The organism is Streptomyces sp. HUAS 31 (assembly GCF_028198125.1).
Classification (GTDB): Bacteria; Actinomycetota; Actinomycetes; order Streptomycetales; family Streptomycetaceae; genus Streptomyces; species Streptomyces chartreusis.
Genome location: NZ_CP116353.1, coordinates 260,567 through 284,742, shown reverse-complemented (window position 1 = coordinate 284,742; position 24,176 = coordinate 260,567). Strand labels below are relative to the sequence as shown.

Here is a 24,176-nt window from a genome sequence, read left to right as displayed (position 1 = left end):
TCCGAGGGCGGCGGCATGATTCGCCGGCCCGTCAGGGGAGGAAGAGGGGACGGATGTCCGCAGTCGAGAAGGCGTTCCACGGCCTACGGCACATGATCGGTACGGGACGCCTCGGTCCGGGCGAGCGCATTCCGCCCGAGGGCGAGCTCTGCGAGGAACTGGGCGTCTCGCGCGGGTCGCTGCGCGAGGCCGTACGGATGCTCGCCGCCCTGGGCGTCATCGAGCCGCGGCACGGCTCGGGCACCTACGTCTCACAACTGAGGCCCGAGGACGTGATCGGCAGCCTCTCCCTGACCCTCGAACTCCTGCCGCTCTCGGGCCTGCTGGAGGTCTACGAGATCCGGCGCGTCCTGGAGGCCCATGTGGCCGCCCAGGCGGCGGCGCGCTGCACCCCGGAGAACGTGCGCACGCTCTTCTCGCTCATCGAGGACATGGAGGCGACGAGCGACCCCACCAAGGCCTCCGAACTCGACCACCGCTTCCACGCCGAGATCGCCCGCGTGGGCGGCAACCCCACCCTGGCGACCCTGCTGGCGGTCTTCCGCGCCCGCTCCCGCAAGTACCAGGTCTTCACCCTGCCCGAAGGTCCTGACCTGCGCAGGAAGAGCGACGACGACCATCGCGTCCTGGCCACCGCGATCGCCGACCGCGACCCGGTGGCGGCGGCCGGCGCGGCACAGTCGCATGTCGCTCAGACGGAGCGCTGGTTGCGGGCGTTCATGCCGCCGGTGGAGGAGGCCGACGGATCCGCTCGGGAGGAATCGGCCTAGGACCCAAGCCGTCGGCGGTCGTCCTCGTCCCACTTCCGGGTGTCGCGAGGCTCCACGTACGGCTCCTTCTCGGCGGGGTGACCGCCCGCGACGGCGCGTTGGCGAGCCAGCTCCGCATCGCACTCCAGGCCCAGCAGGATCGCCAGATTCGTGATCCACAGCCAGACCAGGAAGATGATCACGCCCGCGAAGGTGCCGTAGGTCTTGTTGTACGAGCCGAAGTTCGCCGCGTACACCGCGAAGCCGGCCGAGGCAGCCAGCCAGATCACCAGTGCCAGGAAGCTGCCCGGCGTGATCCAACGGAAGCCGCGGACCTTGGCGTTCGGCGTGGCCCAGTAGAGGATCGCGATCATGATCGTGACCAGGAGGACGAGCACCGGCCACTTCGCGATCGACCACACGGTGAGCGCTGTGTCGCCGATACCCAGTGAGGAGCCGACTTCTTGGGCCAGGCCACCGGTGAACACGACGATCACCGCGCTGATGACCGCCATGACCATCAGGGTCACCGTCACACCGACGCGGACCGGCAGCACCTTCCATGCCGGGCGGCCCTCCGGGACGTCGTACACCGCGTTGGCGGTCCTGATGAACGCGGCGACATAGCCGGAGGCCGACCACACGGCGAGGAGCAGACCCACGACGGCCATGACCGACCCGACGCCGGCGTTGCCCTGCATCTGCTGGACGGCGCTGGTGAGCACGTCTCGCGCGGCACCCGGGGCCAGCTTCTGGATGTTGTCCAGCACTCGCTGCGTCGCGGACTCCCCGATGACTCCGAGCAGGGAGATGAGCGCCAGCAGTGCCGGGAACAGCGCCAGGATGCTGTAGTAGGTCAGCGCCGCGGCCCGGTCGGTGAGCTCGTCCTTCTTGAACTCCTTCAAGGTGCCTTTCAGCACCGCGCCCCAGGACCGCTTGGGCAGGTCCGTGGGATTGTCCGGCGCCCGCCGCTCCACCTGTTCGTCCGGGCCGGCCTCGGATGCCCGCCCGGTCTCGGCCGCGCGGTGCCCTCCGCGCCTCTCGTGCCCTTTCAGCATCCGTACCATTCCGCACGAGTAACCGGTTGCGCGTCACCCCACACGTATTCGCAGAGGAGAACGGATGGCAGGGCTTCAGAGCGGATCCGGCGACACGGGAGCGCACGGACCCGCGACCGCACTGCTGACCCGGCGCACCTCGCGTTCGGTACGCGCCGCGGTTCTGTTCCTGCACGGCGGATCCGCCGACAGCCGGGCCAGGTCGCGCTCCTGGCATCCGGCAGCCGTGCGCATGAGGCCCTTCGTCCGTGCCGTCGCCGCGGCGGTGCCGGACGCCGAGGTCCTGCTGGCCGAGGTGCGTTATCGGGTACGGGGCTGGAACGGCCCGGACGCCGATCCGGTCCGCGACACCGAACAGGCGCTGCGGGAGCTGGCCGCACAGGTCGGAGACGTCCCGGTGGTGCTGGTCGGGCACTCCATGGGCGGCCGCGCCGCGCTGCGCGCCGCGGTGGCCCCGGAGGTGCGGGCCGTGCTCGCGCTGGGGCCGTGGTGCCCGGACGGCGAGCCGGTGGAGCAGCTGCGGGACAAGGACGTGGTCGTACTGCACGGCGACCGCGACCGCATCACCGACCCGGCCGCGTCGGAGGCCTTCGTACGCCGGGCCGGTGCGGCCGGCGCGCGGGCTCACCTGGAACTGGTGAAGGGTGGCGATCACGCCATGATCCGCCGCGGACAGTACTGGCATCGCAGCGTCGCCTCTACTGTCGCCGGGCTCCTGGCGGCGGTTCCGCGACCGGGACAGTAGCGGTACGTCGGACCTCGGTCATCACCTTCCGCGCCGTGCAAGGGGGTGTCGTCCGTCCTCACCGGGGGTTTGTCAGCGCGGGCTCGGCAGTCCTGCCTGCTCCGCGTCCGGCCTGCATTCGCGCAGGATGGACGCGATCACGTCGTCGAGTCCGTGCTCGGAGACCTCCGGTGGCAGCATTCCGCTGACTGCCAGGCCGGCGTAACCGTGCAGGGCCGCGAAGATCGGCAGTGCGACGCGCTCCAGCTGTCCCTCCCGCACTTCGCCGCTGCGCTGCCCGTCGCCGATGAGGCCGAGGAGCTGCTCGGACCAGCGGTGGGCACTCGCTCCCAGCTCTTGTGACGCCTGCGGGCTGTGCTTGACGGAGAACATCAGGTCGAGCAGGGCGGCGTTGTCCAGTGCGAACCCGACGTAGGCGCGGGCCGCGGCGTCCAGTCGGTCGCCGAAGGATGCGCCGTCGAGGTTCTGTTGCGAGGCCGTGACGGCCTGCGCGAGCCGCTCGAAACCGGTCAGCGCCAGCGCGTCCAGCAGTGCCTGCTTGGTTTTGAAATGACGGCTGGGAGCGGCGGGGCTGACTCCGATGTCGCGGGCCAGCTCCCGCAGTGACAGTGCCCCGGGCCCCCGCTCGCGCAGGGCCTGCTCGGCGCGCGTGAGCAGGGCGGTCGGCAGGTCTCCGTGGTGGTAGGGGCGGCTCGTCATGCCCTCAGCCTAGCGCCGGGGTGAGCATCGCCCACATTGTTAGCGTTGCATACATTGTTATCGCCGCCTACATTGGAACCCATGGCAAAGAACCGGAACCGCAATCAGAACCCTCAGTCCTGGACCGTCGCCGACATCCCCGACCAGAGGGGCCGCACCGCCGTTGTGACCGGCGCCAACAGTGGACTCGGCCTCGCGACCGTCGAGGCGCTGGCCGGCGCGGGCGCCCACGTCGTTCTTGCCGTCCGGGACACCGGGCGCGGCGAGAGCGCCGCCGCGACCGTCAACGGCAGCGTGGAGGTACGCCGTCTCGACCTGGCCGACCTCGCCTCGGTCCGCGAGTTCGCCGCCGCCTGGGAGGGCGGCCTGGACCTGCTCATCAACAACGCCGGCGTCATGAACATCCCCGAGGCCCGCACCAAGGACGGCTTCGAGATGCAGTTCGGCACCAACCACCTGGGCCACTTCGCCCTGACCAACCTGCTGCTGCCGCACATCACCGACCGTGTGGTGACTCTGTCGTCCACCGGACACAAGGCGCCCGGCAGCCCCCGCATCCGCTTCGACAACCTCGACCTCGCCGGCGAGTACCACCCGATGGCCGCCTACAGCCAGTCCAAGCTCGCCAACCTGCTCTTCACCCTTGAGCTCCAGCGACGGCTCACCGAGGCGGGCTCACCGGTCCGTGCCCTCGCCGCCCACCCCGGTTGGGCCGCCACCAACCTCCAGAGCAACGACGCCAGCCTCCTGCGCGGCATCGCCCTCCGCCTCGGCAACAGGCTCGTCGCCCAGGACAGCCGGGCCGGAGCGCTGCCCACCCTGTACGCCGCCGTCCAGGATCTGCCCGGCGCCGGCTTCGTGGGTCCTGACGGCATGTTCGAAATGCGCGGTGCCCCGACCCTGGTGGGCCGCTCACCGGCAGCGGGCGACCCTGCCGTCGCCCTACACCTGTGGACCGTCTCCGAGGAACTGACCGGAGTCACCTTCCCTGAACCCGCCACCAGTGTCCGCGGCTGAGGGCCTGGACGGATGCGGCCTCTACGGGGCACGCGGCTAGACCGCTCCATGGGCGATCAGGCTGTCGGCGCAGTCGAGGACCGCCTCGCGCGCGGGGCGCGGCTGCCAGCCGAGGAGGGTGCGGGCCTTCTCGGTGCTGTGCCGGTTGCGGCGGCCCAGCGAGGGGGTGATCTCGCGGAGCGAGGGGTCCTTGAACCGGGCGGTGAGGCGGACCGCGAAGTCCGGGATCCGGCGCGTCCTGACTCGACGGCCGCGTTCGCCCAGCCCGTCGCGCAGGATGCGGGCCATGTCGGTCATCCAGAGGAACTCGCCGGTGGCGAGGAAGCGTTGGCCGGCCGCGGCCGATGACGTCATCGCCAGGATGTGCGCATCGACCAGGTCACGGACGTCGACGACCTCAAGGCCGATGCGCGGCGCTCCGGCCATCTGCCCCGAGACCATGCGGGCGATGATCCCGACCGACCCGAGGTTGTCGGGCGTGAGCACGGGGCCGAACACGGCGCCGGGGAGCACGGTCGTCAACTCGGTCGGACCGTCGTAGCCCTCCATGTAGTCCCAGGCGGCGCGCTCCGCGAGGGTCTTGGAGCGGCGGTACGGGATCAGCGTCGGGTCGTCCGGGTCGGTCCACAGGGTCTCGTCGGTGACGCCTTCGGCGGCGTACGACGACGGGCTCGCCGCGTTCGCCGCCGATGTCATCACCACGCGCCGTACGCCGGCCGAGGTCGCCGCCCGCAGCACGCGCAGCGTGCCGTCGCGCGCCGGGGCGATGAGGGCCTGGGGGTCGTCGGAGGCGGCGCCCAGCGGGGAGGCGACGTGCAGGACGAAGTCGACGCCCTTCATCGCCGCGTCCCAGCCGTCGTCCGCCGTGAGGTCGGCGACCGCGAAACTCAGGCGCCCTGCCGGGTCGACCTCGGTGGAGACGGCCTCGGTGACGATCCGCTCGCGCTCCGGGGTGCGCACGGTGGTCCGTACGTCGTATCCGCGGTGCAGCAGCTCGGCGATGCACCATCCGGCGATGTAGCCGCTGCCGCCGGTGACCAATACCGATTCGGGCATGGGAATCCTCCGTGGAATGGGGGTGGGACGAGGCGATGTGCCAGAATGAAACGGAGGGCCCTCCGCTATGTCTCCCAACGTAACGGAGGCCCCTCCGTTTCGCAACCGGCGCAACCGGCGCGGCCGTGTGGCCTACCGGCACGACCGCCCGGCACAACCGAACCGGGACGACCGACCCGGCACGATGACATCGGCATGATTGGATCCCGCACGTGAACCCGCCGCCCGCGAAACCGACCCGGAGAGACGCCCTGGACAACCGGGAGCGGATCCTGGCCGTCGCCCGCGAAGCGCTGTCCGGGTCCGGCTCCACCTCGCTGACGGCGATCGCCAAGCAGGCGGGAGTGGGCATCGGCACCCTCTACCGGCACTTCCCGACGCGGGAGGCGCTGGTCATGGAGCTGTACCGGCACGACATCCAGGGGCTGATCGACCGTGTGCCGGTCTTCCTGGAGCAGAACCCGCCGCTGACGGCGCTCCGCCTCTGGTTCGAGGAGGTCGCCCACTACGGCCGGCTCAAGTTCGGCGTGGCCGAGGTCATTCACGCGGCCACCAAGGGCGGCCTCGACGACGAGTACTACGAGCCGTTCGTCCGCGCCATCGCCCTCCTGCTCGAGGCCGGCACGGCCGACGGCACCCTGAAGCCCGACCTCGACCCGGAGGACGTGCTCCTCCAGCTCAGCGTCCTGTGGCGCATCGACCCGGCCCGAGGTGGCACGGACCGGGCGGCACGCATCCTGACCCTGATCGTGGACGGGCTCCGGACCAGGCAGCCCTGACTCAGTGCGAGGCGGCGGGTGTACCAGTGAGCGCCTCCGCATGGTCGACGCGGCCCTCCAGACGCAGCGAGGGCAGGCGTCGGTCCAGTCGCCGTGGCAGCCACCAGTTGCGCCGGCCGAGCAGGTGCATGGTCGCCGGGACCAGTACGAGGCGGACCACCGTCGCGTCGAGGAGGATGGCGGAGGCCATGCCGACGCCGATCAGTTTGAGGACGACCTCCGTGCTCGGCACGAAGGCGAGGAACACGGCGATCATGATGGCCGCCGCCGCCGTGATGAGCCGGCCCGTGCTCGCAAGCCCGTGGGTGACGGCCCTGGTGTTGTCCTTGTCCCGCAGCCATGACTCCTGCACGCGGCTGAGCAGGAACACCTCGTAGTCCATCGACAGGCCGAACAGCACGGCGAACATGAGGACCGTGACGAACGGCGGCAGGGGAGTCTCGGTGTCGATGCCGATCAGCCGCCCTGCCCAGCCGCCCTCCAGTACGAGGGCGACGACGCCGTAGGCCGCCGCCACCGAGAGCAGGTTCATCAGCGCGGCCTTGAGGGGGATCACGAGGCTCCTGAAGGCGACGAGCAGGAGGAGCATCGACAGCACGATCACCCCGGTGATCAGGTAGGGGATGCGCCGGGCCAGGTCCGCGGTGCTGTCGATCGACCGGGCGCTCGCGCCACCGACGTACACGCGGGCGCCGGTGCCCTCGGTGGCCGTGGGCACGGTGTCGTCCCGAAGACGGTTCACCAGTGTCTGGGTCGCGTCGTCCTGCGGACCCCTCGTGGGCGTGACCGTCAGGATCGCGGTGTCGCGCTCCGGGTTGAGCCGGGCCGGTGTCACGGATGCCACACCCGGCGTGCCGGTCGCCCCGGCCCGCAGGTCGTCCAGGACGGAGTTCGCGCCCTCCGGCAGTCGTACCACCAGGAGGAGCGGGGCGTTCGCCCCGGGTCCGAAGCCCTCGGCGACGGCGTCGTACGCCTGTCGGCTCATGCTGCTCTCCCGGTTGTTGCCCGCGTCCGGGAACCCGAACCGCACGCCCAGGAACGGCGTCGCGAGCGTCAGCATGACCGCCGTTCCGGCCACGGCCGCGGCGATCCGATGGCGCTGGACCAGTCGGCTCCACCGCTCCCACCCCCGGCCGGCGCCGGCGGTCGCAGTGGTGCCGCGCCGCCGGGGGAGCGGTATCCGAAGGCGGTCGATCCGCGCGCCGAGGTAGCCCAGGAGCGCGGGCAGCAGGGTGAGGGCGGCCGCGAGGACGACGAGGACACCGACGATCGCCACGAGTGCCGCGCCCCGCATGTAGGAGAGGCCCATGGCGAACAGGCCCAGCAGGCTGACCACGACCGTGACACCGGCGACGAGCACCGAACGGCCGGCGGTGTCGAGCATGGCGGCGCTCGCGTCCTCGGGATCCAGTCCGCCGGCCCTGGCCTCACGGAACCGCGTCACCATCAACAGCACGTAGTCGATACCGATGCCGATGGCCAGCATGGCGGCCAGTGACGTCGACCAGTCGGGGGCGTCGACGAGCCGGATGACCAGACCCGTCGCCCCGGTGCTGACCGCGAGTCCGGCGAGGGCGATGAGGATGGGCAGCCCGGCGGCGACCACGGACCCGAACGTCAGGAGCAGGATCACCGCGGCGACGCCGAGTCCGATCGCTTCGGAGCCGATGGGACCGCCCTCGGCGAGGACCACGGCCTGCCCGCCGAGGAAGACCCGCACCCCGTCCGCGCTGTGCTCGCGGGCGATGTCCATGAGCCTGGTCGTGTCCTCGACCGGCATCTCGGCCCCGTTGGTCACGTCGAGGCTGACGGAGGTCACCAGATACCTGCCGTCGGCGGAGACCGCACCGGGCGCGGAGTAGGGGTCGTCGACCCGGGTCACGTGCGGCGCCGACCGCAGCTCGTCGAGCATGCCGGACACCCGCCCCCGGACCTCCCGCACGCCCTCGTCGGCCTCCACCACGGCGGTGACGGTCGCCCCCGACTGGCTCGCGAAGCGCTGCTCCAGCAGCTGCTGGGCCTGTTTGGACTCCGATCCGGGTGCCGAGTAGTCGGCGGTGAAGTCGCCCCCGAACGCGCGTGAGAGGGCCAGTACGGCCACCAGGCCGGCCAGCCATGCCAGCAGGACGGTCCCGCGACGGCGATACGAACCTCGGCCGATCCGGCCCAGCAGGCCGTCCGCCGCCCGGGGGCGGCTGTCGGATGTGGTCACGGCATGTCTCCTTCGATGAGTCGTACGGGGCGGCGGCAGTGGTAGACGAGAGCGGGCGGCACGTTGTCCCACACCGTCCGGCCGACGACGACCTCGTCGAACTGGGACCGCAGCGAGCGCATCAGCCGGCGGGCGGGCCCGGTCCATCGGGCGTGGACGTAGGCGAACGTGGTGAAGACGCCGTGGGGCGGCAGTACCGAGATCACGGCGCGCAGTACGTCGCGCTGGTCGCGCGGTGCGAAGGCCGCCCAGGGCAGCCCGCTGACGACGACGTCGGCCGCGCCCATCCCGCGTGCGGCGAGGAGGGGCACGAGATCGCGCGCGTCGGCCCGGGCGACGTCGACGCCGGGATGCGTCAGGGCGAGCTGCCGGGCGAACCGGTCGTTGAGTTCCACCGCGACATGCCGGCCGCGGCCCGCGAGACGTCGCTGGATCGTCGTGGTGAACGCGCCGGTGCCGGGGCCGAGCTCGACCACCACGGGATCGCCGGTGCTGGGCACGGGCGCGGTCACCACCCGGGCAAGGGACCGGCCGCTGGGTGCCAGGGCACCCACGGTCAGCGGACTTCGCATGAACTCCCAGAGGAACGACACCGGCTGAGGCCTCTCTCGTGCACGTGGGTCGGGCGACGGCGACGGGCCGTACGTCCTGCCGGCTTCGGGGAGCCGGGGCGGTCGCCGCCCTTCGAAGCTAGGTCCGCCACGGCGCGGCGATCTTCATCCGCGAAGCCGGATCCGCGGCCGGAAGGAGGAGGTCGGGCGGCCGATGGGAGGGGGTGGTGCCCATGCGGCCGGACGTATGGTGAAGCGGTGAGCGCATTCCAATGGCGCCGTCCCGGACTCGACATGTTGATCGCCGCCGCGGCGGCAGCGGCCGGGGCGGCCAGCATCGTTCTGGGACCGCCCTCGGACCTGCCGTGGGCGACATGGGTGCTGGTCGAGGCCTCGGCACTGACGCTCGGCCTCGCCCGGACCCTGCCGGTGGTCGCGCTAGCCCTGAACGTGGTCCTGGTCGTCGTGACCGACGTGGTCGTGCCCGGCACCAGCCATGTGGCGCCGCTGGTCGCCGCCCTGACCCTCGGCGTCGTGGCGTATCGCTGCGGCACGGTCATCACCGTCGTGTCCTGGGCGGCCACCTTCGCCGCCGTACTCGTCAGCGTGGGCCGCGACGCCGGGGCGCTCCTCGCCGGGGCCGACGGTGCGCTGCGCATCCTGTCCACCGCGATGGCCATCGCCGCACCGGTGGCCTTCGGCCGCTACCTCGCCGCGCTGCGCCAGGCCGCCGCCGTCGCCGAGGCACGTGCCCGGGAAGCGGAGGAACGCCGCCTCGTCGAGACGCGCGCCGCACGCATGACGGAACGCGCCCACCTCGCCGGAGACCTGCACGACCTGGTGGCCCACCACGTGTCCGCCATCGCGCTCACGGCCGGTTCGGCCCAGTACGCCGCCACCCACGCCCCCGACCGGGAACAACGGCTCGACGCGGCCCTCGCGGGGATCACCTCCATTCACGAGAGCGCCCGCCAGGCACTCGTCGACCTGCGCGGCCTGCTCCAGATCCTGCGCGACCCCAGCGCGCCCGACCTCCTCATGGATCCGGAGCAGATGATCACCGACGCAGTCGAACGCAGCCGGACGGCCGGGCTCCACATCGACCTCACCCACGACGAGCGAGTCACCCGGGCGCCCCTCGCCCTGCGCATCACGGCCGCCCGCGTCATGCAGGAGGCGCTCACCAACGCCCTGAAGCACGCCGGACCCGGTTCGAGCGTGGCGGCGTCCGTGGCCGTATCGGACGACCGTCTGCTCATCGACGTCACCAACACCGTCCGACCCGAACCCACCCCCGACCTGCCGCCCTCGGGCCACGGCCTGACCGGGATGCGCGAACGCGTCGAAGTACTCGGCGGGACGCTCGCCGCCGGCCCCAGCGGCAACGGCTGGCAGCTGTCGGCGGCACTGCCCCTGGCGGTGCGGCCGTGATCCGCGTCCTGGTCGCCGACGACCAGGCGCTCGTGCGGGCCGGCGTCACACTGCTGCTGCGCACCGCCGGCGAGGACGTGGTCGGCGAGGCCGCCGACGGGCAGGAGGCCGTGCGACTCGCCGAACGTCTGCGCCCCGACGTGATCCTCATGGACCTGCGCATGCCACGCCTGGACGGCATCGAGGCGACCCGCCGGATCCTCGCCTCGGTGCCGGGCACGCATGTGCTGATGCTGACCACGTTCGACGACGACGCCGAGGTCTACGGTGCGCTGCGCGCCGGCGCCGTGGGGTACCTGCTCAAGGACGGCGCCCCGGACGCGATGATCGACGCCGTGCGCAGGGCGGCCCGCGGCGAGCCCCTGCTCGCTCCCACGGTCCTCGCTCGCGTCCTTGCCCATGCACTCCAGGCCCACCTCGACAGCGCGGAGGGCACCGAGGCCGACCTCGGCTCCGCGCGAGGGGCCACCCTGACTCAGCGCGAGCGTGAGGTACTGGCCCTGGTGGGGGCCGGCCACTCGAACGCGGAGATCGCAGGGGCCCTGCACCTGGGCGTGACCACGGTGAAGTCCCACGTCGGCGCCATCACCCAGAAGCTGCACCTGCGCAACCGGATCCAGGCGGCGGTGGTGGCACATCAACTCGGCCTGGTCGACGACGACTTCCGACCGCTCAGCCCGCACGGCTGAATGGCAGGCGTGCGGAGCGCGCCCGCGCGGTTTCCCCGACGGCCCTCCACCATGAGAGGGGCATCACGCCCTTCGGGACGGACCAGCCGCGCCCGCTGAGGAGGCCGGATCGTGCTTGAGTCGCAGCCCGTGGTCGTGCCGCCGGCCCGAGCTGCCGTGTTCCTCGTGGCCACCGTCGACCCGGGCGGCGAGGACACGGTCAGAGACCTGCTGGAGGACTTCTCGGGCCTGCGCCGCTCGGTGGCCTTCCGGGCCCCCGCCGACGAGCTCACCTGTGTCGTCGGCATCGGGTCGGCAGCCTGGGACCGGCTCTTCGACGGCCCCAGACCGCGCGACCTGCACCCCTTCGCGGCACTGGCCGGCGAACGCCACCAATCTCCGGCCACGCCGGGCGACCTGCTGTTCCATGTGCGGGCCCACCACATGGACCTCTGCTTCGAACTGGCGCGGCTGATCGCGGAGCGGCTGCTCGGCGCCGCCACGATCGTGGACGAGGTGTACGCGTTCAAGTACTTCGACGAGCGGGACCTGCTCGGCTACGTGGACGGCAGCGAGAATCCGGAGGGCGCGTCCGCCGCCGACGCCGTGTTCGTCGGCGACGAGGACCCCGGATTCAGGGGCGGCAGCTATGTGATCGTGCAGAAGTACCTGCACGACCTCACGGCCTGGAACGCCCTGCCCGTCGAGGAGCAGGACCGGGTCATCGGCCGCACCAAGCTGGCCAACGTCGAACTGCCCGACGACACCAAGCCCGCCGACTCCCACGTCGCCCTCAACACCGTCACCGACGAGAACGGCGACGAGCGCAAGATCGTCCGCGAGAACATGCCGTTCGGCACGGTCGGGGAGCAGGAGTTCGGCACCTACTTCATCGGCTACGCCCGGACCCCCGACGTGACCGAGCAGATGCTCAGGCACATGTTCCTCGGCAACGGCCCGGCCACCCACGACCGGATCCTCGACTACTCCACCGCGGTCACCGGCTGCCTCTTCCACGTGCCGACCGTCACCTTCCTCGACGACCTGCCGCCCGCCCCCGGCGCGAAGGACGCGGCGACCGGTTCGCAGTGAATCGGCGGCGGACCCCGCGCATCCCGCATCACGGTGCGTAGCGCCACACAACAGGGGCCGACGCATTCCCCTGCTCCGTTTGCAGGGCTCGGACTGCCGGGTTTTGGTGGAAGGGACCCGTCGATGTCCCAGGAGCTGCCATGTCGATGTCGTCGTTCGGTTTCGGCTCACCGGACCCCTTCAGCGATATGTTGAACCGCTTCTTCGGCATGTCACCCGCATCATCACCACCGGCGGTCCAACGGGTCCCGATCGGACGGCTGTTGACCGAGTCCTCGCAGGAACTGCTCAACCTCGCCGCGCGGCGCGCCATGGAGGACGGTACGTCCGACCTCGACACCGAGCATCTGCTGTGGGCCGCCACGCAGGTCGAACCGGCACGCTCCCTGCTCGCCCGCGCCGAGGTGAACCCCGATGTGCTGGGCGCCGAGATCGCCAAGATCCTTCCCCATGAGTCGGTCGAACCGTCCTCGGAGCCGGGGCTGACCCCGGCGGCCAAGCGCACCCTCGCCGCCGCCTACGCCCGCTCGCAGGCGGCCGGGGTGTCCTACATCGGCCCCGAGCACATGCTCGGCGCTCTGGTCTCGGACGCCGACTCCGGCGCTGCCCGGCTGCTCCAGGCCGAGGGCCAGGACGTCGGACGGCTTGCGGGCGTCACGGAACACGCGGCCCGCACGGAGGCGCAGCCCGCCGACCGCAACCAGCAGCCTGCGACGACACTGGACGAGTTCGGCCGCGACCTCACCGACGAGGCGAAGGCCGGCAGGCTCGACCCGGTGGTCGGCAGGGCCGAGGAGATCGAGGAGACCGTCGAGATCCTCTCCCGGCGCTCCAAGAACAACCCCGTGCTGATCGGCGAGCCCGGAGTGGGCAAGACCGCGATCGTCGAGGGCCTCGCCCAGCGCATCGTCGCAGGTGAGGTACCCGACACCCTCAAGGACAAGAGGGTGGTCGCCCTCGATCTGTCCGGCATGGTCGCGGGCGCGCAGTACCGGGGACAGTTCGAGGAACGGCTGAAGAAGGTCATCGAGGACGTCCAGGCGGCGAGCGGCGACATCATCCTGTTCATCGACGAGCTGCACACGGTCGTGGGCGCGGGTGCCACCGGCGAGAGCTCGATGGACGCGGGAAACATGCTCAAGCCGGCGCTGGCCCGCGGTGAACTCCATGTGGTCGGCGCGACGACCATCGACGAGTACCGCAAGTACGTCGAGAAGGACGCCGCGCTCGAACGACGCTTCCAGCCGGTGATGATCCCCGAACCGACGGTCGAGGAGACCGTGCAGATCCTCGAAGGTCTGCGCGACGCCTACGAGGCGCACCACCAGGTCCGTTTCGCCGACGGTGCCCTCACCGCCGCGGCGGAGTTGTCGGACCGCTACATCAGCGACCGGTTCCTGCCCGACAAGGCCATCGACGTGATGGACCAGGCGGGCGCCAGGGTACGGCTGCGCAGCGCCGGCCGGTCCACCGAGGTCGTCAGCCGCGAGGACCGTATCGCCAAGCTGCGCCGCGAGCAGGATCAGGCCGTCGCCGCCGAGGACTTCGAGAAGGCGGCCCGGATGAAGCGCGAGATAGCCCAGGCGGAGGGCGAACTCGCGGGCATCGAGGAACGCCGCGAAGGGGTCGTGTCCGTCACGGACGCCGACATCGCCGACGTCGTCTCGCGCCGTACGGGCATCCCCGTCTCCCAGCTCACCGCCACCGAGAAGGAGAAGCTCCTCGGCCTGGAGGAGCGGATGCACTCCCGCATCGTCGGGCAGGACGAGGCGGTCAGCGCCGTCTCCCGGGCCGTGCGGCGCAACCGGGCCGGCATGGGCGACCCGAACCGTCCCGTGGGCTCCTTCCTCTTCCTCGGTCCCACCGGAGTGGGCAAGACCGAGCTGGCCAAGACCCTCGCCGAGGAACTCTTCGGCGAGGAGGACCGCATGATCCGCTTCGACATGAGCGAGTTCCAGGAGAAGCACACCGTCGCCCGGCTGGTCGGTGCCCCTCCCGGGTACGTCGGCTATGACGAGGCCGGCCAGCTCACCGAGAAGGTGCGGCGCCGGCCGTACAGCGTGGTCCTGTTCGACGAGGTGGAGAAGGCGCACCCCGACGTCTTCAACACGCTGCTCCAGATCCTCGACGACGGGCGCCTCACCGACGGGCAGGGACGCACCGTCGACTTCCGGCACTGCGTCGTCATCATGACGTCCAACATCGGGGCCCACCGGATCCTCGCCCACAAGGGCGATGTGTCCGACCTCAAGGACGAGTTGATGGAGGAACTGCGGGCGCGCTTCCTGCCGGAGTTCCTCAACCGCATCGACGACATCATCATCTTCCACGGCCTCACCGAGAAGGACCTGGGGCAGATCGTGGACCATCTGCTGGACCGCAGCGAACGACGGGTCGAGGCCCAGGGGATGCACCTCGAAGTGACCGAGGCGGCGAAGAAGCTGCTGATCGCCCACGGCCATCAACCGGAGTTCGGCGCCCGCCCGTTGCGCCGCACCATCCAGGCCGAGCTGGACAACCGTGTCGCGGACATCCTCCTCGGGGGAGAGGCGGAGCCCGGGGACACGATCGTCGCAGACGTGACGGACGACTCGCTCCACTGCACCGTCCGCAAGGACACGGCGGCGGAGGACAAGGACGGCAACGAGGAGAGCTGACGTCCCAGCACTCCCGAACCCTCGATCGAGGAGGCCGCGCATGACGCACCATCACAAGTCCAACAAGGCCGTCGAGGGCGACTGGGAGCATGGCCACAACAGGGGCATGCCCCGCCGCCCCGACGAGGACGAACTCGCGCAGCTCACCGTGCACGAACGAAGGGAAGCAGGGCTGACCGGCGAACCCGCGCAGGGCGCGGAGGCCCCCTACGGCTGGGAGGGACGCAAGGGCTAGAGAACTGGCGGAACGCGGGGGCGGTCGGGCGACCGCCCCCGGGCCACGGTGACCGTGCTGCCGATACCCACTCGCTGCGACTCGTCGGCGTCGCGCGCCCCGACGGTGAAGGGTGCGACTCTTGAACGCCTCCGACGACGACCGCTACCGCGGCATCAGCAACCTGCGCACCCTCGTCCTCACGAAGCACTTCAAGGTCACCATCACGCGGTCGACCTGACGGCACGTCATCGAGTGCCGGCGCCGGTGTCAGCCGGCCGGAGCGGGGCAGGTGGTGTCGGGCGGGCAGAACCAGGTGACCGCCGTGTCGACAAGGTCGCGTTCGGCGCTGTCGGCGTTGTCGGGGCCGTACGCGACGAGCGCGTAGCGGTTGCCGTCGCTCGCCTCGAAACGGTGGTCGATGACATGCCGTACGGAACCGGTGTCCGCCTCGCCGGCGATCTCGCTGGCCCGGTACTCGTGCTCGGCCGCCGCGTACGGCGACGACGGGATCTCGGTCAGTTCGATCAGTTTGTAGCCGTCCAGCTTGGTGCTCTCGGTCTGGGCGGCCTGGAGCGAGCCGTAGGGCGAGTCCTCCATCACCTGGAAGATCTGGAGCCGGCGCGACCCGTCGGAGCTGCGGTAGTTGACGATGTCGATGCCGAACTGGGACGCGCCGCTCTCGCGCGACCAGCCCGTCGGGACCGCGACACGGAACCCTTCCTCGTCCTGCGCCTCCTCGTAGCCGTCGGGCAGGACACCGGCCCCCGCGTCCGTCACGGTGGGGGACTCCTGCGGGGCCGAGTCGCCCGGGTCGGAGCCGCCCGTCTCGGCCGGGGCGCTCTCGCCCTGACTGGTGGCGGCGGGCGGTGGTGGTTCGGGCTCGTCCTTCCAGGCGAACGCCCAGACGCCGAAGCACACCCCCACCACGGCCAGCACCACGCCGGTGCGCTCCAGAACGCGCCGCTGCCGCGGCAGGTCCAGATACTGGTCCGGGTGGTAGAGGCGCTCGCGGCGTCCGCCCGCCCACTCCTGCCGTTCCCTGTCGTACACCCTCATCGCCGTCGTCCCTCCAGGCTCCCGGCCGTCTGCGCTGTCCGGTCGGCTCTCAGCCGAGTAGCTGGGCGATTCCCTGCACCACGGCGGTCGCCGAGGCCACCGCGCCCGCGGCGGCGGCCTGCGAGCCGAGCCAGCGCCGAACGCTCCCCAGCACGCGGGTGAGACGGCCGGACTCCGCCCGGCCCGAGCTCGTGATCTCGGCCTCCAGATCGACGAGTTCGGCGTGCAGCGCGGCGTCCTCCACCGCGCGGGCACCCTGCTCGGGCAGCTCGGCGAGCAACTCCCTTACCGCTGACAGGAGTTCCTGGTGCCGGGCGTCGGGGGTCGCGCCCGTGGCGTTGACCGAGACGGCCCGGCCGTGGCTGCCGGTGGCGATGGAGCCGCCGGACATCGAGCCGATGTTGACTCCGCCTCCCGCGGCCGCACCGCCGTCGGGCAGCTGCGGCGAGGTGTGGTCCTGACTCATGTGAGGTTTCCTTCCTGGCGCGGCAGGCCGGTGCCGGGCGCGGGGGACGTCCGCGAGGACGCCTGACCGTGGCTGCCGGTGGCGATCGCGCCGCCCGACATGTCCTTGATGAAGACGCCACCGCCACTGACCTGGTAGATGTGCTGTTCGAACTCTTCGGTCCGGTAGCCGTGTTCGCGGAGCGCCACCCGGACGCCGCCCGCGATACGTTCCTGAATCGTCTTGATGTACCGCTCGGCGTCCGTCTCCTGGAAGATCGACAGATCCTTCTGAGCGGCCGCGGCCCGCAGTGAGACACGGGGTACGTCCGGCACCTCGTCGCCGTCGGACCAGCCGGAGGCGATCTCGCGGTACACGCTGCCGAGCGCGCCGATCGCACAGGTCACGCCGATCGCGGGAGCGTGCCGCAGCGCACGCAGGGCGGCGCTGGGCCACTTCTCCGGCAGCCGCTCCACCAGCGCGTCCACGCCCCGGAACTCCTTGCGGATCGGCCCGAGAACGTAGGCCTCGACCTCCAGGACGAGCATGCCGCCCTGGGTGTGCACCCGCACGAGCACCGTCACGACGAGCTGTTCGTGCCAGGCACCGACCCGGACCCGCAGGAACACCCGCCGGGCCTCACCGCCCTCGTCCACCGCCTCGTCGAGCTGGGCGGCGATCTGCTCGGGGTCGTACACCGGGCGTCCACCCTGCCCGCGTCCCCGTGGCGTGGCGGCGAAGGCGGCCGCGTCGTCGACGCCGCCGACCTCCACCTCCTCGTCGCGCCCGACGCCTCCCGGGAGATACAGGAACCGCTCGATCTCCAGGTCCCGCAGGCGGTCGCGGCCCGTGCGGGCGGCGGACTCCCGCAGCTCGATCAGCTGAGGTTCGATCATGTCGAGCGCGGCACTCGCCGTCAGGCGCTCCGTGGTCCGCCGGGCGAGGCCGGCTCCGGCGCCGTTGGCGGCACTGCTCTGCGCGGGAACCTGCCCCCGGGTCTCCTCGGGCAGTTTGCGCAGCTCCATCGCGAAGGACCAGCTCTTCCTGCGCGCGCCCATGCCGATGAAGGGCTTCTCCAGGTCGTACAGGGTGACGGGCGCCTGCTGCTCCCTGTGGATGCCGGCCACCAGGTCGTCGTACGGGAGGCCCGGCGGCAGCCCGGGTTGGGTGGCCGTGGCGAACGTCCACTTGGAGAGCCACCGGCACAGGGCCTTGCGGTGGCTCGCCTGGTGCTGCCAGCCGATGAGGGTGATCACCAGGGGGAAGAGCGCCGGGTACGGCGTCTGCGCGGTGCCGTCCACGAGCCCGGCGAGGTAGAGGTACCAGTAGAAGCAGAGGAACAGCACGCTGCCCAGTCCGGCGAGGCGGCCGAGGCCGTCGGCGGCGCGAGCCACCGTTCCCGGCAGACCCAACTCCTTGACGTCGCTGCCCCGTTCGCCGACGGCGGCGGCGAGCCACATCGCGAACGTGACCAGGGCGTAGAGCTGGGACCAGGGCATCGGGATCCCGCCGGACACGTTCTCCTGGCCCAGGTAGAGCGCGGTGAAGACGTTGCCGAAGCCCACCTCGGCGTCGTGTCCCCAGCGGTCGGACACGCTGTCCCACACCATGAGGAAGTCGGAGAGCACGAACCCGGCCCAGGCCGCGAGCATCAGCAGCGCCGTACGGGTCTCCCTGCGGGCCACGCGGACGGCATGGGCGAGTACCGGCAGGACGTCCACGCCCAGCGCGGGGGCGACGGGCCGTTCCATGTGGCCGACCAGTTCGTCGAGCACCCGGCGTCGGAAGGTGGCGTCCTGATAGACGCCGGCGCACAGCAGCCGGGTGGCCTCGGTGCGGCTGTAGCGGTCATCGGGAAGGCTTGTGCCCGGCACGGTGCTCCCAGGGTCGTCGACGATGGTCCTGTCCCGGCGTGGCGGGCACGGCTCGTCGCACGCGAGAGCCGTTGTCGCGGGGCGGTGGTGCCGACGCCGGACGAGCGACACGGGAACAGATGCGTGACGGTAGGGGCCAAGAGCGCCGGGCATATGCGGACCGGCACTGCTCTCCTACGATCCGGTGAATATGTCAGGCATGGCTGGACAAGAGACGGTTCGTCAGGAGTGGATCAAGTGGAGCCGAGTCCAGGTCCCTCGAAGGTGTGAGCCACTGCGGCCGACTCCCTGTGTCCCGCCCGGCCGCACGACGGGGCGAAGGCATGAGACGCCTCACGACGACCGGGGCCGGGCCGCGCTGGGCGTATCGCGGTACGCCGTTGGACGGGCGATCAGTGGCTCCGGTCCCGTCACACTGGTCATGTGATCATCCACTCCTGCGAACTTCCGAGCCGTTTCGTGGGCCGCGCGGAAGAACTGGCCGCCGTGGCCGGGTCCCTGTCGGAACAGCGTCTCGTCACCCTCACCGGCGTGGGCGGGGTGGGCAAGAGCCGTCTCGCGTCGGAGGTGGTGGAGCGCCTCGGGCACCGCGGCGGCCGAGCCGTGGTCTGGGTCGATCTGTGGCCGCTCCAGAACGACAAGCTGCTGGTGCCCGCCGTGGCGCATGCGCTCGGTTTCGCCAACCACTCCGCCACCGACACCCTGGAAGCCCTCACCAGGTGGCTCCACGACCAGGACGTGCTGCTGGTCCTGGACTCCTGCGAGCATGTGAGGCGCGATTGCCGCACGGTCGTGGCCCGCCTCCTCGCCGCCGCTCCCGGCCTGACCGTGCTGACGACCAGCCGGGAACCGCTCGGCCTGCCCGGCGAGCACGTCATCGAGGTGGCACCCCTGCCCGCCCGGACCGACGGGGCGGAACTGCTCCGCGCACGAGCGGCCCTGCTCGGCACTCCGTTGGTGAGCCCCGAGGACGTGAGGACTGCCGTACGGCTGAGCCGGCGCCTCGAAGGGATCCCGCTGGCCATCGAGTTGGCCGCCGGACAACTCGCCGACCTGACCGTCGAACAGCTCGATCGGCACCTGCGCTCACGCCTGGAGCTCAAGGCCGACCACGGCAACGGCCCGTCACGACATCGCGCTCTGCGGACGACGATCGGCTGGAGCCATGAGCTGTGCGAACCCGCCGAACGACTGCTCTGGGCGCGGCTGTCCGTCTTCCGCGGCGACGTCACAGCCGACACCGTGCAGCAGGTGTGCATGGGCGGCCCCCTCGGAGCGGAAGCGCTCACCGCCGCTCTCGCGGGGCTGGAGCGCAAGTCGGTCCTGAGCCGCCGCGGCAACCGCTACCTGCTCCTCGACACCCTCCGCGAATACGGCAGCACCTGGCTGGACGAGCTGGGTGAGACGGCGACCCTGTCGCACCGGCACGCCCACTACTTCCTCGAGCAGGCGCGCCGGGCCGACGCGGGTTGGCGGGGCCCGGACCAGACATGGTGGTACCGGCGACTGGACGACGCCCACGCCGACCTGCGGGCCGCGCTGGACCACTGGCTGTCGACCTCCTCCGGGGCGGCAGTGGAGATGTGCGGGCTCCTCGGCTTCTTCTGGAGCTGCTGCGGCTACCTACAGGTGGCGGGCGAGTACCTGGAGGTCGCTCTGGCGCGGTGCGCGGCACCCGCACGCATCCGGGCCAGGGCCCTGTGGGCGCTGGGGATCACCCGCGTGCTGATCGGGGACAGCGCCGGGGCGTACACCCTCGCCGAACTCGCGGCCCGACAGGCGGAACGCAGCGAGGACGCCGACGGCATGCTCCGCTCCGCCTACCTGAGCAGCCTCATCCATCTGCTGGCCGGCCGGCCCCGAGCCGCTCAGAGTGCCGTGGACGCGGCGCTGGCACGGTCGCCGCGTACGCCGGAGTCCGAGGCGGGCAGACTGCTCTGCCGTACGGCTCGCGTGTTCGCGCTGACCGGTCAGGGACACCTGGACCGGGCCCGCGTCGACGCGGAGGAACTGCGCGCCGAGTGCATCGGGACAGGGGAGCGGTGGGCTCGCAGCTACACCGACTATCAACTGGCCGTCATCGCCCTGTTCCAGGACCAGGCCGCGGCCGCGAGCACGCACGCCCGGTCGATGCTCCGGGGCAAGCGCAGCATCGGAGACCGGTACGGCCTGGCACTCGGCCTCGACCTGCTGGCGGCGACGCTCGCCGCGGAAGGCGCCATCGAGCAGGCGGCGGCCGCGCGGGCCGCCGCCGAGGTCCTCTGGAGCTCGGTCGGCCAGCCCGAGCGGGGCACCCCGGACGCGCGTCACATGCGGGCCGGATACGAACGCGCGGCTCATGCGGTGCTGGGCGAGGAACGCCACGAGGAGCTGATGGCCCGGTCCGTCGCCATCGGATCGGAAAGGGTGCTCCAGGACCTCCTGGGACCGGTGAGCGAGGTCAACTGACGCGGGTGGACCCCTGATCCGTCGACGCGGTTCCTTCCGGGCGCACCGTGCAGAGAAGCCGAAAAGGGGGTACGCGGCCGAAAGGGGGACGATGAGCGGAGGATGACGATGTTCGAGGCCGGTGACATCCGGGAGTGGCGCGGTCACGATGTGGTCGACGACAACGCGCGCAAGATCGGCAAACTGGAGTCGATCTATGTGGACACCGTCACCGACGGGCCGTCTTTCGCGACCGTCACGGTCGGCATGCCGACCCGGCACCGCCTGGTGTTCGTGCCGCTCGCCGGAGCGACGGTCGGTCCGGGATACCTGAAGGTCGTCTACTCGAAACGCCTGGTGAAGGAAGCGCCGTCCATCGAGATCGACGGAGTCCTGCCCGCCGGGGACGAAGAAGCGATCTTCGCTCACTACGACCTGGCCTACAAGCCCGGCGCGGAGGGCGAGCGGCGCCTTGCGCGCCGCTGACGAAACGACGATCCGGGAGGCGGCCATGGCTCTGTTCCTGTTCCTGCTGCTCGTGGCGGTGATACTCGGTTTCATCGGAGTGCTCGCCGAGGGACTGCTCTACCTGCTGTTCATCGGCATACTCGTGGCGATCGCCGACGTCCTCTACGTGGGAATGAGGATCCGGCGAAGCGGCAGGCGCCCGGTTCGGTAGACCTGCCTGCCCGAGGGCCCCGTGTGTCGGCGCAACGCCTTGTCAGCGCCCCGATGACGGATGTATAACGTTGTAAAATTCAAGCCCTGGGACTCGGCGCCAGGCTCACGGTGACGACGCCGTACCCGCACCGACGACCCGAGTCGGGCCGTTTCGAAAGGAATGCCGTGCGGGTCAGCCTCAAGGACGTCGCCGCCCACGCGGGGGTCTCCATCAAGACCGTCTCCAACGTGGTGAACAACTACCAGCACGTCACCCCCGCCATGCGCGAGCGTGTACAGCGGTCCATCGACGCGCTCGGCTATCAGCCCAACCTGGCCGCCCGGCACCTGCGCAAGGGACGCACGGGCATGATCGCGCTCGCGCTGCCGGAGCTCGGCAACCCCTACTTCGCCGAGCTCGCCGCCGCCGTCATCGACGCGGCCGCCGCCCACGACTACATCGTGCTCCTTGACCACACCGGCGGACGCCGCGAACAGGAGCTGCTGGTCAGCCAGGGCTTCCGCGCACGCGTCATCGACGGACTCATCCTCAGCCCCATCGAGCTGGAGTCGGAGGACCTGCGCGACCGGGCGGAGAACGTGCCCCTTGTGCTGCTCGGGGAGCGGGACTACGACCTGCCGTACGACCACATCGCCATCGACAACGTCGCCGCGGCCCGCGCCGCCGTCCGGCACCTGGTCGGCCTCGGACGCCGGGAGGTGGCGTTCATCGGCGACCGGCGCGGCCGCAGCGAGCCCGCACAACTGCGCGTACGAGGCTGGCGCGAGGAACTCACCGCCGCCGGACTGCCCGCCGACGACGGGCTTGTGGCCGCCACCGACGGCTGGGGCCATGCGGACGGCGCGGCGGCCATGACCCGGATCCTCGATGCCGGCCGGCGCCCGGACGCGATCTTCGCCTACAACGACCCGATGGCCATCGGCGCGATGCGTGTCCTGCACGAGCGCGGACTTCGCGTCCCCGAGGACATCGCGGTCGTCGGCTTCGACGACGTGGTCGAGGGGCACTTCGGCGCGGTGACGCTGACCTCCGTGTCGCCGGACAAGTCGGCCATCGGCCGGCTCGCCGTGGAGTCGGTGCTCGCCCGGCTGGGCGGCGAGGCTCCCGAGCCCCGCCGTGTCTGGGCGGACTACCGCCTCGTGGAGCGGGAGAGCACCCTCGGGCGCGGTGCGGCGAAGGACGGACCGACCCGAGGCTGACCAGCCCATAGGCAACTCCGCCGCGAACCCCGTCGGTCGGTCGACCGACCGGCGGGGTCGTTCGTCGTGCCGCCGGAGGGGGTTCGTTCGCCTAGCCTCGGCGGTACTTCCCCGCGTTGCGCCGGGCGCACTGCACCCCGCTCACGGACCTTCCCGCCGACCCAGCCAAAGGCCTGGTCGCCCCAGGTCCCGAGGCCCGTACGGGAGTTGACGGCGGCGCGAGGGCTCCTCGTGCAGCAAGCGCTTCCCCTCCGACCCCCGCCTCCTCACGATGCATACAGGTGTGCGCACAGGGGGTTTACAGCGTCCTTCCAACGATGTAAAAACCTCCTTGCGGCGGCCGGACAACGTTGCCCGCCAGGGGAGATGCGCTGTTTCTGCTTGTGCGTCAGCTCCTCAGTTCCCTTTCAGCGTCACCCGGATCGGGGTCACCATGCAGCGCACCACTCACCGTCCTCGTCTCCTCGCCCGCCCCGGGGCCGTGGCCCTGGCCGCCGCCGTGGCCTTGACCGCCGGCGCATGCGCGAAGTCGGAGGACGATGCCTCGAAGGACACTCAGTCGCCGGCGGCCGCAGGCGCGGAGCAGAAGGTCGTCACACCGAAGCCGGGCAGCAAGACCTGCGCCATCGACGCCTACGGCGCCGAGAAGCTGGATCTGAAGAACGCGACCGTGGGCTTCTCCCAGTCGGAGAAGGAGGCCAACCCGTTCCGTATCGCCGAGACCCAGTCCATCAAGGACGAGGCGAAGAAGCGGGGCGTCAAGCTGCTCACGGCCAACGCCCAGTCGCAGTTCTCCAAGCAGATCAGCGATGTCCAGGACCTGCTCGCCAAGGGCGCCGACCTCCTGGTGATCGCCCCGCTCAACTCCGACGGCTGGGACCCGGTGCTCCAGGCCGCCGCCGCCAAGAAGGTCCCGATCGTCACGATCGACCGCAAGATCAACGCCACCGCCTGCAAGGACTACGTCTCCTTCATCGCCTCCGACTTCGTCGAGCAGGGCAGACGGGCCGCCGACCAGATGATCGAGGCGACCAGCGGCAAGGGCGAGGTCGCCATCCTCCTCGGCTCGGCCGGCAACAACGTCACCACCGAACGCACCAAGGGCTTCAAGGAGCGGATCGCCGAGAAGGCGCCGGAGTTGAAGGTCGTGTTCGAGCAGACCGGTGACTTCGCCCGCGAGAAGGGCCAGCAGGTCACCGAGCAGCTCATCCAGTCGAAGCCCGGCATCAAGGGCATCTACGCCGAGAACGACGAGATGGGCCTCGGCGCGGTGGCCGCGCTCAAGGGCGCAGGCAAGAAGGCCGGTGACGTCAAGATCGTGACCGTCGACGGCACCCGCAACGCCGTCCAGGGCATCGTGGACGGCTGGATCAGCGGCGTCATCGAGTCCAACCCCCGGTTCGGCCCGCTGGCGTTCCAGACCCTGGACACCTTCACCAAGGGCGAGGAAGTCCCGCAGGACGTCATCATCCAGGACAGCGCCTACGACGCGGACAACGCGAAGACGGAGATCGCCAAGGCGTACTGATCCCACGGGGCCCGGGCGTCGCCCGGGCCCCAAC

Annotated in this window: 22 protein-coding genes; 14 read left to right on the top strand and 8 right to left on the bottom strand. The window is 71.0% G+C overall.

Going from position 1 to position 24,176, the window contains the following annotated elements; translation table 11 throughout:
• Positions 1 to 53: 53 nt before the first annotated feature.
• Positions 54 to 770, top strand: coding sequence for a FadR/GntR family transcriptional regulator (locus PGH47_RS01295; protein ID WP_271661801.1), 717 nt, complete (start codon positions 54 to 56; stop codon positions 768 to 770).
• On the opposite strand, the gene PGH47_RS01290 is transcribed toward PGH47_RS01295, so the two are convergent.
• Positions 767 to 1,816, bottom strand: coding sequence for a YihY/virulence factor BrkB family protein (locus PGH47_RS01290; RefSeq protein ID WP_271661800.1), 1,050 nt, complete (start codon positions 1,814 to 1,816; stop codon positions 767 to 769). The genes PGH47_RS01295 and PGH47_RS01290 overlap by 4 nt on opposite strands.
• A gap of 55 nt (positions 1,817 to 1,871) precedes the next feature.
• Between PGH47_RS01290 and PGH47_RS01285 the strand changes: the two genes are divergently transcribed.
• Complete coding sequence (locus PGH47_RS01285; protein WP_271661799.1) at positions 1,872 to 2,552, top strand: alpha/beta fold hydrolase; 681 nt, start codon at positions 1,872 to 1,874, stop codon at positions 2,550 to 2,552.
• Between the two features lie 72 nt (positions 2,553 to 2,624).
• On the opposite strand, the gene PGH47_RS01280 is transcribed toward PGH47_RS01285, so the two are convergent.
• Complete coding sequence (locus PGH47_RS01280; RefSeq protein ID WP_271661798.1) at positions 2,625 to 3,251, bottom strand: TetR/AcrR family transcriptional regulator; 627 nt, start codon at positions 3,249 to 3,251, stop codon at positions 2,625 to 2,627.
• Positions 3,252 to 3,332: 81 nt separating this feature from the next.
• Between PGH47_RS01280 and PGH47_RS01275 the strand changes: the two genes are divergently transcribed.
• Positions 3,333 to 4,268, top strand: coding sequence for an oxidoreductase (locus tag PGH47_RS01275; protein ID WP_271661797.1), 936 nt, complete (start codon positions 3,333 to 3,335; stop codon positions 4,266 to 4,268).
• Positions 4,269 to 4,304: 36 nt separating this feature from the next.
• Here PGH47_RS01275 and PGH47_RS01270 read toward each other — a convergent pair whose 3' ends face one another.
• Positions 4,305 to 5,324 carry an NAD-dependent epimerase/dehydratase family protein gene (locus PGH47_RS01270; protein WP_271661796.1) on the bottom strand — a complete coding sequence of 340 codons (1,020 nt, stop codon included), beginning with the start codon at positions 5,322 to 5,324 and terminating at the stop codon, positions 4,305 to 4,307.
• Between the two features lie 212 nt (positions 5,325 to 5,536).
• On the opposite strand from PGH47_RS01270, the gene PGH47_RS01265 reads away from it, so the two are divergent.
• Positions 5,537 to 6,103: a TetR/AcrR family transcriptional regulator gene (locus tag PGH47_RS01265; protein WP_271661795.1), complete on the top strand. Its 567-nt coding sequence runs from the start codon at positions 5,537 to 5,539 to the stop codon at positions 6,101 to 6,103.
• Position 6,104: 1 nt separating this feature from the next.
• Here PGH47_RS01265 and PGH47_RS01260 read toward each other — a convergent pair whose 3' ends face one another.
• Positions 6,105 to 8,315, bottom strand: coding sequence for an MMPL family transporter (locus PGH47_RS01260; RefSeq protein ID WP_271661794.1), 2,211 nt, complete (start codon positions 8,313 to 8,315; stop codon positions 6,105 to 6,107).
• Positions 8,312 to 8,887: a class I SAM-dependent methyltransferase gene (locus PGH47_RS01255; RefSeq protein WP_271661793.1), complete on the bottom strand. Its 576-nt coding sequence runs from the start codon at positions 8,885 to 8,887 to the stop codon at positions 8,312 to 8,314. Before PGH47_RS01255 ends, PGH47_RS01260 begins: the two co-directional genes overlap by 4 nt.
• 237 nt (positions 8,888 to 9,124) lie before the next feature.
• On the opposite strand from PGH47_RS01255, the gene PGH47_RS01250 reads away from it, so the two are divergent.
• The 5 genes from PGH47_RS01250 (at position 9,125) to PGH47_RS01230 (ending at position 14,949) form a co-directional block, all read left to right on the top strand.
• Positions 9,125 to 10,297 carry a sensor histidine kinase gene (locus tag PGH47_RS01250; RefSeq protein WP_271661792.1) on the top strand — a complete coding sequence of 391 codons (1,173 nt, stop codon included), beginning with the start codon at positions 9,125 to 9,127 and terminating at the stop codon, positions 10,295 to 10,297.
• Complete coding sequence (locus tag PGH47_RS01245; protein ID WP_271661791.1) at positions 10,294 to 10,986, top strand: response regulator; 693 nt, start codon at positions 10,294 to 10,296, stop codon at positions 10,984 to 10,986. The genes PGH47_RS01250 and PGH47_RS01245 overlap by 4 nt, the downstream gene beginning before the upstream one ends.
• 111 nt (positions 10,987 to 11,097) lie before the next feature.
• The gene (locus tag PGH47_RS01240) at positions 11,098 to 12,057 is read left to right on the top strand and encodes a Dyp-type peroxidase (protein WP_271661790.1); all 960 of its coding nucleotides are present in this window, start codon (positions 11,098 to 11,100) and stop codon (positions 12,055 to 12,057) included.
• 140 nt (positions 12,058 to 12,197) lie between these two features.
• Positions 12,198 to 14,714: an ATP-dependent Clp protease ATP-binding subunit gene (locus PGH47_RS01235; RefSeq protein ID WP_271661789.1), complete on the top strand. Its 2,517-nt coding sequence runs from the start codon at positions 12,198 to 12,200 to the stop codon at positions 14,712 to 14,714.
• A 40-nt stretch (positions 14,715 to 14,754) separates the two neighbouring features.
• Positions 14,755 to 14,949, top strand: a complete 195-nt coding sequence (locus tag PGH47_RS01230; RefSeq protein WP_125524229.1) for a hypothetical protein — start codon at positions 14,755 to 14,757, stop codon at positions 14,947 to 14,949.
• Between the two features lie 249 nt (positions 14,950 to 15,198).
• Here PGH47_RS01230 and PGH47_RS01225 read toward each other — a convergent pair whose 3' ends face one another.
• The 3 genes from PGH47_RS01225 to PGH47_RS01215 are packed head-to-tail and all read right to left on the bottom strand — an operon-like array spanning position 15,199 to position 18,306.
• Complete coding sequence (locus PGH47_RS01225) at positions 15,199 to 15,987, bottom strand: hypothetical protein (RefSeq protein ID WP_271661788.1); 789 nt, start codon at positions 15,985 to 15,987, stop codon at positions 15,199 to 15,201.
• 49 nt (positions 15,988 to 16,036) lie between these two features.
• Positions 16,037 to 16,453: a hypothetical protein gene (locus PGH47_RS01220; protein WP_271661787.1), complete on the bottom strand. Its 417-nt coding sequence runs from the start codon at positions 16,451 to 16,453 to the stop codon at positions 16,037 to 16,039.
• Positions 16,450 to 18,306, bottom strand: coding sequence for a hypothetical protein (locus PGH47_RS01215; RefSeq protein WP_271661786.1), 1,857 nt, complete (start codon positions 18,304 to 18,306; stop codon positions 16,450 to 16,452). The genes PGH47_RS01220 and PGH47_RS01215 overlap by 4 nt, the downstream gene beginning before the upstream one ends.
• Positions 18,307 to 18,729: 423 nt before the next feature.
• Here PGH47_RS01215 and PGH47_RS01210 point away from each other — a divergent pair, with 423 nt between their 5' ends.
• The 5 genes from PGH47_RS01210 to PGH47_RS01190 all read left to right on the top strand — a co-directional run bounded on the left by PGH47_RS01210 (position 18,730) and on the right by PGH47_RS01190 (position 24,142).
• A complete protein-coding gene (locus PGH47_RS01210) occupies positions 18,730 to 20,754 on the top strand; it encodes an ATP-binding protein (RefSeq protein ID WP_271661785.1) in 2,025 nt (674 codons plus the stop codon).
• Between the two features lie 108 nt (positions 20,755 to 20,862).
• Positions 20,863 to 21,219 (top strand): PRC-barrel domain-containing protein, encoded by a 357-nt coding sequence (locus PGH47_RS01205; RefSeq protein ID WP_271667943.1) that lies wholly within the window; start codon positions 20,863 to 20,865, stop codon positions 21,217 to 21,219.
• Between the two features lie 25 nt (positions 21,220 to 21,244).
• Complete coding sequence (locus tag PGH47_RS01200; RefSeq protein WP_271661784.1) at positions 21,245 to 21,412, top strand: hypothetical protein; 168 nt, start codon at positions 21,245 to 21,247, stop codon at positions 21,410 to 21,412.
• Between the two features lie 167 nt (positions 21,413 to 21,579).
• Positions 21,580 to 22,614, top strand: coding sequence for a LacI family DNA-binding transcriptional regulator (locus PGH47_RS01195; RefSeq protein ID WP_107909512.1), 1,035 nt, complete (start codon positions 21,580 to 21,582; stop codon positions 22,612 to 22,614).
• Positions 22,615 to 23,047: 433 nt separating this feature from the next.
• A complete protein-coding gene (locus tag PGH47_RS01190) occupies positions 23,048 to 24,142 on the top strand; it encodes an ABC transporter substrate-binding protein (RefSeq protein WP_271661783.1) in 1,095 nt (364 codons plus the stop codon).
• Positions 24,143 to 24,176: the final 34 nt, after the last annotated feature.